Source organism: Methylobacterium sp. 174MFSha1.1 (assembly GCF_900116815.1).
GTDB lineage: Bacteria > Pseudomonadota > Alphaproteobacteria > Rhizobiales > Beijerinckiaceae > Methylobacterium.
Genome location: NZ_FPCB01000061.1, coordinates 17,877 through 30,782, shown reverse-complemented (window position 1 = coordinate 30,782; position 12,906 = coordinate 17,877). Strand labels below are relative to the sequence as shown.

Sequence of the window (12,906 nt, the reverse complement as noted above, 5' to 3'; positions counted from 1 at the left end):
GCCTGGGACCGCACCCTCGTGTACGCCACCGGCGGTTTCGCCTACGGCTCGGGCGGCGGTCGCGATTTCGGCCTGACCAACAGCTCGCGTGACGACTTCCAGACCGGCTGGGTCGTCGGCGGCGGCGTCGAGTACGCCCTGCCCACCGACTCGTTCTTCAACTTCTTCCGCTCGTCGGCGGTGACGCTGAAGGTCGAAGGTCTGTACGTGAACCTGGACCAGGGCAACCGCAACAACGGCGTGTTCGCCCAGACCGCCAACGGCACGCAGTACTCGGTGTTCTCGCCGGGTGTCGTGTCGGTCGGCCCGGCCAACCTGTACCGTCGCGAGACCGAGTTCGCGGTCGTCCGCGCCGGCCTGAACTACAAGTTCAACGGCTTCTAGTCGTCGCACTCCGTCACCCCGACGGAGCGGAGCCCGGCCGAAAGGCCGGGCTCTTCGCGTTTGGGTGAAGAGGCGCTCGCCGGTCACCGGCGGGCATCGGGCGGGGCGTTCCCGCTCGCCTTCGGTCCGTCGCCCCCGCTCGCATCGTCGTCGCGGGTGCGTCGCGAGGGGGGCGACCTACGAGAAGGGCCCGGCCGCTCGCGCGACCGGGCCCTTCTCGCGTCGGAGCCTGTTCCGGGAATGGCCGTCCTCGGGCCGGGTTCATGCCGACGGCCCAAGATGCTGACGCCTCGATTCGATCCCGCGCTTGCCCAGGATCGATCGGGCCGCCGTCTCATCTCGACTGTTCGATACCAGGCCCGGACGTCCAGGACCTGTGGACTCGTGACGAATCGAGATCGGAACCAAGGGTCGCTTCCAACGGCCTTCGGGTTGAGCGCTCAGATGCCGCCCGGGTTTGTGTAATGGGACCCCGGCATGATCCCCGAGATCCCGCATTACCCCCGCGGCCAGCGGAAATCGTCCGCCCGCCCCGGCTGCGGCGGCGGGGCCGCGCCGCGGGTCAGGCTGCGTTCCAGGGTGTAGCCGGTGTCGCGGTCGATCCGGGGGCGGCCGGTGACGAGCTGGCCGCCCGGCGCGACGTCGTTGCGGGTCAGCGGCAGGACCGGGCCGGCGGCGGGCTTGACCGGCAGGGCCGGGATGCCCGGCGGCTCGGGCAGGCTCGGCAGCATCGCGGTGATGAGCCGGTCGATCGCGGCGTCGTCGTCGAGCTTCGCTTCGCCCGCGGCGGCCGGCGCCGGCGCTTCCGGGGCGAGCGGCGAGACGGCATCGGGGAGGGAGGGCGCGCCGGTCGTCGCCTCGAGGAGCCGCTTGATCTCGACATCGGCGAAATGGGCCGCCTTGCGGGCGCCGGCCTTGGTGAAGTGCACGCCGTCGGCGGTGCGCAACTTGGCCTGCTGCCCCTCGAGGTCCGGCCCGGTCGCGGCGTAGCGGTTGTTCTCGTCGACGAAGGCCGGCCAGATGTCGACGTAGACGCCGCCCGCCCGCTGCACCCGATCGCGAAAGATCTCGTTCAGCGAGGTGATGTCGGCCGAGAGCGTCTCGCTCTTCATCGGCGGCTCGCCGACCCAGACCACCGGCACCTTGCGGTCGGTGAAGACCTTCAGCAGCGCGTCGACCCGGTCGCGGTAGAGCGCGCGCCAGCGCTCGCTCAAGGGCTCGATCGTCTGGTCGCCGTCGCGCAGGGGCTGGCGGTCGTTGGCGCCGACCATCACCACCGCGTAGGACACCTTCGGGTTGGACTTGAGATAATCCTCCGCCGCCTTCGGCCAGTCGACCACGTCCTTGCGCACGAGGCCGCTGTCGCCCTTGGCGCGGCGGATCACCACCACGTCCGGATTGGCCTCGTAGACCGTGTCGAGGCCCTGGCCGAGGAGCTCGGCGAGGGAATCGCCGAACACCGCGATCTGGGTGCGCGGATCGGTCTTGGGCTTCGGCGCGGCGGGCCGCGCCACAACCGGGGCCGGGCGGGGCTTGGGCCGCTGCACCGAGCGGCCCTCGCGGCTGGGCACCACCTCGCGTTCCCGCTCCCGCTCCCGCCGCGGGCGGGGGGTGCGGTAGGCGCCGCGATAGGCCGGCCGGCCGGGATCCGGCTGCGCCTGGGGCTGCGCCGCGGGGCGATCCTCCCAGGGCCAGAAGAACTGCCGCTGCGGCTCGGGTGCGGGCCGGTAGGCGGGCGCGCGGCGATAGCCGTAGCCGTCGTCGGAATACTGCGCCCGGGCCGCCTCCGGCGCGCTGAGGCCCGCGAGCAGGCTCCAGAGAACGAGGCGCGACACTTCCCGTCCAGTCGGCCACGTCATCCGGGCCACCCCATCCGCATCGTTCCCGGCTCCGCCCGCATCGTCATGACGACGAGTATAGCGCGGCAACCGGCTCCGGCCCACCCGTGCCGCCGACGGGCTGCTGCATTCGCGACCTGTCAAGGTTAGGGGATGATGAAGGCCAGTGTAAAACCTCCGTTCAGCATCCCGGAAGCCGGAAGAGCGGGGCGCACCCGATGAAGACCGGCCGTTAAGCGGCGCGGGCCGAGGGTGTGTTCCAGGCGAGCGACGGACGACAACACGTCGCCGCACGACAGGCGGGTATTCTCAGATGTTTCGGACTGTACGGCGGCTGGGTGTCCAGGCCGCGCTCATCCTGGCGATCGGGTCCGGTGTGCTGTTGAGCCGGGGCGGACGGGAGGCCGTCGCCCTGACCTTGCGCCCGGCGCTCGACCCGGCGCCGATCACCGCGCCGATGGTGCGGCCGCACGCCCCCGCGCCGGCCCCCGGCGTGCGGGTGGTGCTGGCCCTGCCCTGGACCAACGGCAGCGCCGAACTCGCCAGCGAGGTCCTGGCCGCCCAGTACGGGACCGGCCTCAGCGATTCGCGGTGACGACCGGCGACACCGCCCGACCGAGGGAGACCCAGCGGGTGCTCTCGTCGCCCTCGCGCTTGATGAAGGTGTATCCGGTCTTGTGCCAGGGCAGCACGGCGCTGGTCTTGTTGTCGAGGACGAGGTCGCCGCGGTCGGTGCGCAGCATCAGCACGGCGTGGCCCTCGCCCTTCTCGTCGATCACCACCGTCATCCGCATCGCCCGCCGCGGCAGCCCGGCCTGGGCCAGGAGCTTGCGCTTGAGGAGCTGGAAGTCCTCGCAATCGCCCGAGCCGTCCTCGGCCAGGTCCCAGCGGTCGGGCACGCCCCAGTGCTCCTGGTCGGTGACGGCGCGCAAGCTGGTGTTGACCTGGCGGTTGATGCCGGTGACCGTCTGCCACAGCCGCGGGGTCAGGGTGACCTGCGCCGGCTCGCTCGCATCCACCGCGCATTCCGACGCGTAGCGCGCGCAGAACTCGGTCCAGGCCGGGACCGGCCGGGCCTCGCCCACCGTGGCGGCCGGGATGGTGACCGCCGGGAGCGCCGCCAGGGTCTGGCTGCCCGCCCCGCTCGCCGAGGCCATGAGCCCGGCGGCCACGGCCAGGACCCGCGCGATTCCGATTCCGCCCGTGCGACCCGCGATACGCATCTGGTACTCGCAACCGTTAAGCTCTCGTTAACGAGTTGGTCGCACGGCGGCTCCGTCGGGGCAACGGCCGAGTTAAGAAAAGGTTAACGTGTGTTCACAGGCCCGCGTCACACCCGCCGCAGCGAGAGCGCGGCGATCACCGAGGCCCCGAGCAGGGTCGCCGCCACCGGGGTCGCCGAGCCGTCGTGCCAGGTGGCGACCACCAGGGTGAACAGGGCGCCGAGCGCCATCTGCATGAAGCCGTAGAGGCTCGAGGCCGATCCGGCGGCGTGGGGATCGACGTTCATCAGCCCCGCCACCGCGTTCGGCCCGAGGAGCCCGATCCCGACCGCGTAGAGCACCAGCGGCGCGAGGAGCGAGACGACGGTGAGATGCCCGCTGCGGTCGACCGCCAGCAGGGCCAGGGCGGCGAGAAGGCAGATGCCGTTGCCGATCCGGGCTGCCCGCTGGATCGGCATACGGCCGGCGAGACGCCCGGCGACCGCCGATCCGACCACCATGCCGGCCACCACGATCAGGCAATCGAGTCCCACCTCCTGCGACGAGCGTCCGAGCCGGTCGACGAGGAGGAACGGCGCCACCGCCAGGAAGGCGTACAGGCTGGTGCCGGCGCAGGCCCCGGCGAGCAGGTAGGCCCGGTAGGCGGGGTTGCGCAGCAGGCGCAGATAGGCGCCTGCCACGGCACCGATTCCCGGCAGCGCGACCGGCCGCCGGTTGGTCTCCGGCAGGGTCAGCACCACCAGGGCGCCGAGGAGCGCCACCACGGCGGCCAGCACCACGAACACCGCCCGCCAGCCGAAGGCGCCGGCGACGAGGCCGCCGATCGCCGGCGCGAGCGCCGGCGTCAGCGTCATCGCCATGGTGAGGATCGCGATCTTGCGCGCGGCGTCCGCGGCGGTCGAGACGTCGCGCACCATCGCCCGGCCGAGGACCAGCGAGCCGCAGGCCCCGAGCGATTGCAGCACCCGGGCGACGATCAGGACCTCGATCGAGGGCGCGGGAATCGCCAGCAGCAGCCCGGCGAGATAGAGCGACAGGCCGGCGATCAGCACCGGGCGGCGGCCGAACCGGTCCGAGAGCGGCCCATAGACCAGTTGCCCGCAGGCGAGGCCGACGAGGTAGAGGGTGATCGTCAGCTGCGCGGCGACCGGCGTCGTTCTGAGATCGGCGGCCGCCGCCGCGAGCGCCGGCACGAAGATGTGCAGGGCCACCGTCCCGGTCATGGTCACGGCGACGAGGAGCGCCAGCGACGCCTGCGCGCGGGGCGAGGCGGCCTCGCCGGTCGACGGGGTTCCGCCCGACGAAGAGGCTTCGCTCGACGAAGAGGTGTTGCTCGACGAAGAGGCTTGGTCCTGGTCTCGGCCGGCACGCCTCGGTGACGTCTTCATCGGTCGCTCAACTCACGGTCCTTCGGGGCTGATCCTCTGTAAGACGATGCCGGCCGCGCGAGGCATGCCGGTCGGGAATGGCTGGACCCAGCCGGCGGCGCCGGTTGCCGGAGCGGTTACCCTTTCGGATCGGGTCGTTCATCACATCTGAGTGAACTTAACCATCTTGTTTGTCTGCGAACGATTGACACAATAATCAGACTTTCACGGCGCGTTCGCTCGCGGCGCGTTCCCGGGCGCTGCCGCCCAAGGAGGGCAGGAGATGCCGATGTCCGATGGGGTGTTCGATTCCGGCCTCCGGCCGAGCTCCTCCCGCGACGACGAGGTCCATGTCGGCGGCGTGTCGATCCGGCGCCTGCGCGAGATCGAGTCCCTGCTCGGGGTCTCGATCGACCCGCGCGCCGGTGCCGGGGCAGCCGACGGCGCCATGACCGACGGCACCATGACTGACGGCACCCTGGCCTTCGAGCGGCAGGCGATCGATCTCCTGCGCGCCTTCAGCCGGATCACCGACCCCGCGACCCGCGGCGAGGTGCTGCGCCTCGTCACCGCGATGGCGCCGCGCGACGGCCGGAACTGACGCCGGGAGCGCCGGAGGGGCATGGGTGGGACGCCGTGCGACACCGGCGCCGGCCCCGGCCGCACGAACCGGACGTCGGGTCATCCGTTGCCCGGGGCTGCCGCCCCGGAGAGGCGGCCTCAGGCAGGAGGACGCCCCCATGCGCGGGACAATCATCGCCGCATCGATCCTGGTCCCGCTCGGTGCCGCCGCGGCCGCCGCGACGCCCTGCGCCGAGCAGATCGCCACGATCGAGCGCCGTCTCGAGAGTCCAGGCGCCGCGGCGGTGACCGGCGAGACACCGACGACCCAGGGGTCGCCCAAGGCGCTCGCGGCCCCGCCGCCGGGCCGGCCGAGCGATCCCGCGACCGTGCCGCAGGCCGGCCGCATCGCCGAGGCGCGCGGCCTGATCGCCACGGCGCGCGACCAGGACCGCGCCGGCAACGCGCAGGCCTGCAACGACACCATGACCCGCGCCAAGGAGCTGATCGGCGCGCTTCCCTGACGAGGGCTCCGGCCCTGCCTCAGATGGTCTCGCGCACGCGCCGCATCGCCTGCACCCAGTCGCGCGGGCCGAGACCCGGCGCCGCGTCGGCCGGATGCAGACCCTCGTGGGCGCGGCGGCGGGCCTCCCGGGGGCTCATCGCGAACCGGCTCCGGAACGAGCGGCTGAAATGCGTCTCGCTGGTGAAGCCGCTGCGGAAGGCCACCTGGGCGATGCTGCTGCGCCCGTCATCGGGCCGGTTCAGCGCCATGAACGCCCGGTCGAGCCGGCGCCCGGCGATGTAGGCCATGACGCCGCCCTCGAAGCCGAACAGGCGGTACAGGGTCGCCCGCGACACCCGGCAGGCCGCCGCGATGCCGGCGGGGCTCAGGGCGGGGTCGTCGAGGTGGCGGTCGATATAGGCGCAGACCCGGTCGTGGACGCTGGCGCCGGCCGCGGCGCGCACGAGCGGATCGGCCTGCCTGAGGTCGCTGCCCGACAGGAGCAGGCACAGCGCGTCGAGGGCGGCCCCCGCCTCCCGGGGGGTGAGGGCCCCGGCATGCTCGGCCAGGCTGCGCAGGTGGCTCCCGATCACCGCCGCCAGCGCGCTGCCCCGCTCGATCGCCCGCCCGTGCAGGTCGTTCGAGCCGGCGAGCGGCAGGCGGTCCCGCGGCAGGATCAGCGTGAGGTTGGAGAAATCCGTCGCCTGCGTGTGCAGGGTGCGGTTGAGGTCGAGGACGTTGATGTCCCCCGCCGCGACCGAGACGGTGCGGTCGCCGCACAAACCCGTGAAGCCGCCGGCGACGTAGTGCTGGATCACGACGTGGTCCCAGCCGGAGCTGCGGACGTCGCCCATGCTGCGCGCGAAGGTCTGGGCCCGCGAGGTGCAGGTCGTCAGCAGGGCGTCGGCCAGCGGCATGGCCCGCATCTCGGCCCGGAACGCGGCCCTGGCCTCGTCCTCGATCCCGACCCGGAACAGAGGTTGCACCAGGTCGTGCCAGAGGGCGAATTGCTGCTCGGCGGCGAGCCGCTCGAGCGTGAAGTCGATCGTCGCCGAGTCGGCCATCGCGTGGCATTCGCCTGCCCCCCGCCCGAAGGCCATCTGTTGACGCTTGGATGCGGGAAGGGGAACGCTGCGTCAATCCGGCGACGACGGAACGGGCGTCGCGAACCACACTTGTCCCGTGCATTGCCCCGGGATTGCGACCGGGGCGCGCGATCGTCGAGAGGTCGACGCCGTCAGCTCTGCGGCGCGGCGCGGCGGCGGCGGGCGGGCAGCGGCGAGGAGAACGGCACCATCCGGCCGATGACGGGGTTCGGCGTATGGTCCAGGGCGGTGCCGTTATAGACGTCGACGCCGGCGCCGATGACGCCGCCGAGAAGGGCGTTGCCCGCCATGCTGGCGCCGCCCGTCCCGCTCACCTTGGTGGTGACCGGAACCTGCACGTCGGAGTGGCCGGGCAACGAGAAGGTCGAGACGAATTCCTGCTTGCGCGGCACTTCGAGGGTGCAGGGCGTGACCGGGCAGCCCGGTCCGAACGAGGTGCGCATCGCGGCGCCCGGCGGCTCCGACAGGAAGGTGACCGGCTCGGTCGTGCCGCGGGTCACGGTCCCGCAGGCGGTCAGGGCGAGGAGGCTCAGGCTGGCGGCGATGATGCGCATGACGTCGGGCTCGCGCGGACGGCCGGCCGGCGGCCGCGTCCACTGTCAGGAGGGCGGTTGATGACGAGGGGAATCCGAGCCGGTCGCCACAAGCTTGACCGTGAGGATCGCTCCGCTTGTTGCCGAAATGTATCCCCATGTCCAGCGGTCGCTCCCTTTTTGAGACGCAAAGGCATCAAAATGCATGCTGGACGAGATGCGGGACGTCCAAGGGATGCGCCGTTGCATTCCCTGCGTCATTCAGCGGGGGTTCGTCCATGATCCGGTTGCACGTCTTGCACGACGGCGGCCTGCCGCACGGTCGAGGGGCGGCTCAACGGCGGTCGACATTGTCACTCGTACCGAACATGCGTCGGTTCGAGACGCTCGCACATGTTTTTGAGACGCAGAACACGGGTTGCCACGTCCTGCACCTTGCCGAAGCTGCTACGATGATGCCGATACGCCGGTATCGGACTGTGCCGGGGCCCGAGCGTCGGTGAGTCGTTTCGTCATGATCGAGTCGAATGTCGGACGGTGGCCGCGGACGGTGTGGGAGCGCCCGATGAGCGGACGCACGATCTCCCTGATGCTGGCCGTCGCGCTCGTCCTCGCCATCGCGGCGGCGGCGGGCGCGCCGCTCCTGGGAACGCCCTGACGGTCGCCCCCCGAGCCGCTCGCCGTCAGGCCGCCGGCGGCCCGCCGAGCTTGATGCCGGCGCGGCGGAACAGCGTCAGCCAGATCGTGTTGAGCTCGCTGCGGGTCGCGTCGCTCGCCGCGAGATCGACCAGGAAGCACCGCACCTCGTACTCGAGGCCGTGCTCGCCGATCCGCATGAGCAGGGCGCTCGGGGCCGGATGGGCCGCGACGTTGAGGTGGCGCTCCGCCACCTTCAGCAGGATCTCGTGCAGCACCTCGAGGTCGGTCTCCTTGTCGAGGATCAGCGGCACGCGCAGGCGCTGGGTGTCGTCCGTGAGGGTCTTGTTGCGGACGATCGAGGTGATGAGATCGGTGTTCGGCACCACGAGGTCGGTGCGGTCGCCGGTGGCGATCAGCGTGGAGCGCACGCTGATCCGTTTCACCCGGCCCTCCTCGCCCTTGACGGTGACGAGGTCGCCGACCCGGATCGGCCGCTCGGCGAGCACGATCAGCCCCGAGACGAAGTTCGACACGATGCTCTGGAGGCCGAAGCCGATGCCGACCGAGAGGGCGCCGGCGATCACCGTGAGGCTCTGCGGGTTCACCCCGAGCTGGCCGAGCGCCACCACCAGCGTGAGGGCGAGGCCGCCATAGCCCACCACCGTGATGACCGAGTAGCGCGCCCCGGCATCGAGCCGCGTATGGGGCAGGAAGCGCCGGTCGAGCCACCCGGTGGCGAGCCGTGTCGCCAGCAGGCCGGCCCCGAAGGCCAGGAGCGCGAGGCCGGCGGCGCCGAGCCAGCCGCGCAGATCCGCCACGGTGGTGCCGAGGAACGCGTCCTGGAACGGGTTCAGCTCGCCATGGGCGAGGCTCCACGGGCCGATCACCACGAACGCCATCGCGCCGACGACGAGGGCGTGCAGCAGGCCCGAGAGGGCGATCGAGGCGAGCGCCAGCGTTTCGGGCCGGAGCGACACGGTGCGGCACAGCCGCGACAGCCGCACCGAGCGGGCGACGTCCTCGGGCCCCACCGAGAGCGCGTCGACGCAGATCAGCACGATCCAGCCCAAGGCCACCAGCACCCCGGTGACGAGGAGGCGCCCGATCAGGAAGTCGCCGAGCGCCGTGAGGCCGAGGAGCACGCAGGCGACCGCCGCTGCCGTCACCGCCCAGGCGAGGGGCCCTAGCGCCCCCAGGAAGCCGACCGGTGCGGCCGCCGGCATCGCCGCGAGGGCGGCCCCGTCCGGAGGCTCCGCGTTTGGAGGCTCGGCATGGGCGAGCCGCGCCAGGGCGCCGGCGAGGAGGGCGCAGCAGGCGAGCACCGCGAGGATCGTCGCGGCCTCGCCGATCGCCGGCCGGAACCGCGCCATGACGGCGAATTCGGCGAGGACGAGGTTGCCTGCGTAGATCAGCAGCATCGCGGTGCCGGTGCGGTGGATGATCCGGGCCGCCGGGTCGCCGACCGCCAGGAGCCGCAGGGCGGGATCGCGCGGCGCCGTCAGCCCCCGCAGGATGCCGGTGCCGAGGATCGCGCCGGCGATGGCCGCGAGCAGCCGCACCGCGAGGGAATCGAGGCTGCCGGGCGACAGGTCCATGTCCTCGTTGAGCAGGATCAGGAGGGCGAGGGCCGCCGGCACCGGGGCCACCGCGACGACGAGGTCGATCACGGCGTGCACCGCCGCCGCCCGGCGCGGACCGATGCCCGCCCGCTCGCAGATCCGCCGCCAGCGCCGCGCCAGCCGCCGCCCCGCCGAGCGGGCGATGCCGTAGAGGATGAACCCCAGTACCAGCACCACGGCGGCGCCGAGCATCTCCTCGTCGTCCAGGCCGGTCTCCGCCGCCCGCGCCCGCAGGTCCGCCAGCCGCTCGCCGACCTGCGGCAGCGCCCGGTCGAGGAGCTCGCCCCAGAAGGCCGGGGTGAGCGGGCTCGGGCTCGGGGCGAGCAGGCGCCGGGCGAACAGCGCGCGCCGCGCCTCGGTCACGCGGGCCAGGAGATCTTCGGCGGTCCGCAGGCTCTGACCGTCCTGCCGCAGCCGCGCCTCGACCTGCGCCAGCCCGGCCTCCACCTGCCGCTTCTCGGCGGCGGCTGCCTCCGGCACCGCGGCGCGCCCGATCTCGGCGAGCTGCGCCTGGAGACGGTCGCGGTCCGCCTCCGCCTCCCGCCGCAGAGCTCTCGCCGCGGCGATCAGGGTTTCGGTCCGGTCGCGCAGGCCGAGCAGGCCCTTGAAGTCGCCCTTCAGCCGCTCGGCCTCCGCCCGGGCCGCCGCGACGCCGGCGGTGAGCTCGGTGCGGCGGGCATCGTCGGTCTGGGCCGACGCCGGGAGGGCCGGCGCGAGCAGGAGTGCCAGCGCGATCAGGAGGCCGCGGAGAAGACCGGAAAGAGACATGGGGAGACAGCCCGGGCCGCCGCGCCGTGCGAAGCTTGGCCGCAAGTTGCGTAGCACGGCCGTGCCGATCGGCAACAGACGACGGAGTGCGTCGTGCCGGTTATGCGCCGCGTTCCACCTGTTCTCAGCCGACGTCGGCCGGGCGCGTCGCGATCCAGACCACGTGCGGGGTCCGTCCGGGACGCTCGGAGCGGAGGCGATGCTCCACGACCGAGAAGCCGGTGCGCCGGAGCCGGGCCTTGAACTTCCGGTCCGGACAGCCGGACCAGATTCCGAGCAAGCCCCCCGGGCGCAGGGCCCAGCGCGCCCGCTTCAACCCCCAGGAATCGTAGAGCCGGTCGTTGGCCCGGCTCACCAGGCCGCGCGGGCCGTTGTCGACGTCGAGGAGGATCGCGTCCCAGGCCTGCGGCCCGGACTGGATCACCCGGGTGACGTCGCCCTCGCGGATCTCGACCCGCGGATCGTCGAGGCAGCCGCCGAAGACGTGTGCCAGCGGGCCGCGGGCCCAGGCCAGGACCGACGGCACCAACTCGGCGACGACCACCTTGGCGTCGGGCCCGAGTTCCGCGAGCGCCGCCCGCAGGGTGAAGCCCATGCCGAGCCCGCCGATCAGCACACGCGGCGCCGGATGGTCGCGCAAGGGCGCGCAGGCGAGGATCGCGAGGTCGCGCTCCGAGCCGCTGCGATGGCTGCCCATCAACTCCATGCCCTCGACGACGATCAGGTACTCGTCGCCGCGCCGCACCAGCCTCAAGGAACCGCCGCCGCCGGGGATCGGGCCGGTGTCCAGTTCGGTCCAGGCCGCCAGCGCCGCGCCGGGCACGGGGGAACGCCGCATCGCTCGTCTCTCCACCGCCGGGGGAGGGGCGGCCGCCTCGTCGCTGAAAAGGTGTGGCCCGTCCGGCCGCGGGTCAGTCGCCCACCAGGGCGAGGTCGTCCCGGTGCACCATGGCGGCCCGGCCCGGATAGCCGAGGACCGCCTCGATCTCCCGGCTCGACCGCCCGACGATGCGTCCGGCATCGTCGCTGTCGTAGGCGACGAGGCCGCGGCCGAGGACCCCCCCGTCGCGGGCCCGGATCGTCACCGCGTCGCCGCGGCTGAAGCTGCCTTCGACCCGGACCACGCCGACCGGCAGCAGGCTCGCCCCGCCCTGGAGCGCGCGGGCCGCGCCGGCATCGATCGTCAGGGTGCCCCGCGGCTCCAGCGAGCCGGCGATCCAGGTCTTGCGGGCCGCGCCCGGCGTCGAGCCGGCGAGGAACCATGAGCAGCGCGCGCCCGCCGCCACCGCCTTGAGCGGGTTCTTCGGGCGCCCGTCGGCGATCATCATGTGGGTGCCGCCCGCGACGGCGATCTTGGCCGCCTCGACCTTGGTGCGCATGCCGCCGCGGGACAGCTCCGAGGCGGGACCACCCGCCATGGCGTCGATCTCCGGGGTGATCCGGGCGATGACGGCCAAGTGCTCGGCGCTGGGATCGCTCGCCGGCGGGGCGGTGTAGAGCCCGTCGATGTCGGAGAACAGCACCAGGAGGTCGGCGCCGATCATCGTGGCGACCCGGGCGGCGAGGCGGTCGTTGTCGCCGTAGCGGATCTCCGAGGTCGCCACCGTGTCGTTCTCGTTGACGACCGGCACGGCGCGCTCCTCCAGGAGCTTGAGCGTGGTGGCCCGTGCGTTGAGGTAGCGCCGGCGCTCCTCGGTGTCCTGCGGCGTCACCAGGATCTGGCCGGCGACGATGCCGTGATGGGCGAGCGCCTCCGACCAGTGCCGGGCGAGCGCGATCTGCCCCACCGCCGCGGCGGCCTGGCTCTCCTCCAGCCGCAGGGGGCCGGGGGCGAAGTTGAGCACCGTGCGCCCGAGCGCGATCGAGCCGGAGGAGACCACCAGCACGTCGACGCCGCGGCCGTGCAAATCGGCGATGTCCTCGGCGAGGGCCGCCAGCCAGGCATGCCGCAGCCGCCCTCGCGCCCGGTCGACGAGGAGCGCCGAGCCGACCTTCAGGACGACGCGGCGGAACTGGTCGAGGGTGGGGGTCTCGGGCGGGCGGGGCGCGGAGTAAGTGAGCATGGGGCCGAGTGTCATGGGAGCGCGGGCATGTCGAGGGCGATCATACCGGCAGGCCGTTCTCGTCGTAGAAGTCGGAGTGATCCGAGGTTGCGCCGGGCAGTCGGTGTGGTGCCACGTTCTTCACCAGGGCGCGCAGGGCATCGTAAACCTCCTGTTGGGCGGGAAGGAGCGAAGCCTTCGCGGCGGTGTGCGCTTCGGATCCGTGCAAGGAACGCGTGGCGTCGCTGGGCGTCCTCTCCGGAGTCTGGCGCATCCGCTCGGCGATATCGGCGGGATCGGTGACAGGACGCTTCGCCATGA

General features: G+C 72.6%; 12 protein-coding genes and 1 pseudogene. 4 read left to right on the top strand and 9 right to left on the bottom strand.

Going from position 1 to position 12,906, the window contains the following annotated elements; genetic code table 11:
* Positions 1-384: pseudogene (locus BM430_RS32045) on the top strand (porin family protein); the annotation flags it as partial.
* 497 nt (positions 385-881) lie between these two features.
* On the opposite strand, the gene BM430_RS32040 reads toward BM430_RS32045, so the two are convergent.
* A complete protein-coding gene (locus BM430_RS32040; protein WP_093571245.1) occupies positions 882-2,243 on the bottom strand; it encodes an SGNH/GDSL hydrolase family protein in 1,362 nt (453 codons plus the stop codon).
* A 292-nt stretch (positions 2,244-2,535) separates the two neighbouring features.
* Between BM430_RS32040 and BM430_RS32035 the strand changes: the two genes are divergently transcribed.
* Complete coding sequence (locus BM430_RS32035; protein ID WP_093571244.1) at positions 2,536-2,817, top strand: hypothetical protein; 282 nt, start codon at positions 2,536-2,538, stop codon at positions 2,815-2,817.
* Here the strand turns inward: BM430_RS32035 and BM430_RS32030 are convergent.
* A complete protein-coding gene (locus BM430_RS32030; protein WP_093571243.1) occupies positions 2,801-3,445 on the bottom strand; it encodes a transglutaminase-like cysteine peptidase in 645 nt (214 codons plus the stop codon). The genes BM430_RS32035 and BM430_RS32030 overlap by 17 nt on opposite strands.
* A 107-nt stretch (positions 3,446-3,552) precedes the next feature.
* Positions 3,553-4,833 (bottom strand): multidrug effflux MFS transporter, encoded by a 1,281-nt coding sequence (locus tag BM430_RS32025; RefSeq protein WP_093571242.1) that lies wholly within the window; start codon positions 4,831-4,833, stop codon positions 3,553-3,555.
* Positions 4,834-5,095: 262 nt separating this feature from the next.
* On the opposite strand from BM430_RS32025, the gene BM430_RS32020 reads away from it, so the two are divergent.
* Both BM430_RS32020 and BM430_RS32015 read left to right on the top strand, forming a co-directional pair.
* Positions 5,096-5,413, top strand: a complete 318-nt coding sequence (locus BM430_RS32020; protein ID WP_093571241.1) for a hypothetical protein — start codon at positions 5,096-5,098, stop codon at positions 5,411-5,413.
* A gap of 139 nt (positions 5,414-5,552) precedes the next feature.
* Positions 5,553-5,897, top strand: coding sequence for a hypothetical protein (locus BM430_RS32015; protein ID WP_093571240.1), 345 nt, complete (start codon positions 5,553-5,555; stop codon positions 5,895-5,897).
* A gap of 19 nt (positions 5,898-5,916) precedes the next feature.
* On the opposite strand, the gene BM430_RS32010 is transcribed toward BM430_RS32015, so the two are convergent.
* From BM430_RS32010 to BM430_RS31985, 6 genes are all read right to left on the bottom strand, one after another.
* Positions 5,917-6,942, bottom strand: a complete 1,026-nt coding sequence (locus BM430_RS32010) for a helix-turn-helix domain-containing protein (RefSeq protein WP_177303240.1) — start codon at positions 6,940-6,942, stop codon at positions 5,917-5,919.
* 173 nt (positions 6,943-7,115) lie between these two features.
* Positions 7,116-7,538: a translation initiation factor 2 gene (locus BM430_RS32005; RefSeq protein ID WP_093571238.1), complete on the bottom strand. Its 423-nt coding sequence runs from the start codon at positions 7,536-7,538 to the stop codon at positions 7,116-7,118.
* Positions 7,539-8,200: 662 nt separating this feature from the next.
* Positions 8,201-10,543 carry a DUF3772 domain-containing protein gene (locus BM430_RS32000; protein WP_093571237.1) on the bottom strand — a complete coding sequence of 781 codons (2,343 nt, stop codon included), beginning with the start codon at positions 10,541-10,543 and terminating at the stop codon, positions 8,201-8,203.
* Positions 10,544-10,667: 124 nt separating this feature from the next.
* Positions 10,668-11,381, bottom strand: a complete 714-nt coding sequence (locus tag BM430_RS31995) for a spermidine synthase (protein ID WP_093571236.1) — start codon at positions 11,379-11,381, stop codon at positions 10,668-10,670.
* A gap of 73 nt (positions 11,382-11,454) precedes the next feature.
* The gene (proB, locus tag BM430_RS31990; RefSeq protein ID WP_093571235.1) at positions 11,455-12,606 is read right to left on the bottom strand and encodes a glutamate 5-kinase; all 1,152 of its coding nucleotides are present in this window, start codon (positions 12,604-12,606) and stop codon (positions 11,455-11,457) included.
* Positions 12,607-12,646: 40 nt separating this feature from the next.
* Positions 12,647-12,904, bottom strand: a complete 258-nt coding sequence (locus BM430_RS31985; RefSeq protein WP_093571234.1) for a hypothetical protein — start codon at positions 12,902-12,904, stop codon at positions 12,647-12,649.
* Positions 12,905-12,906: the final 2 nt, after the last annotated feature.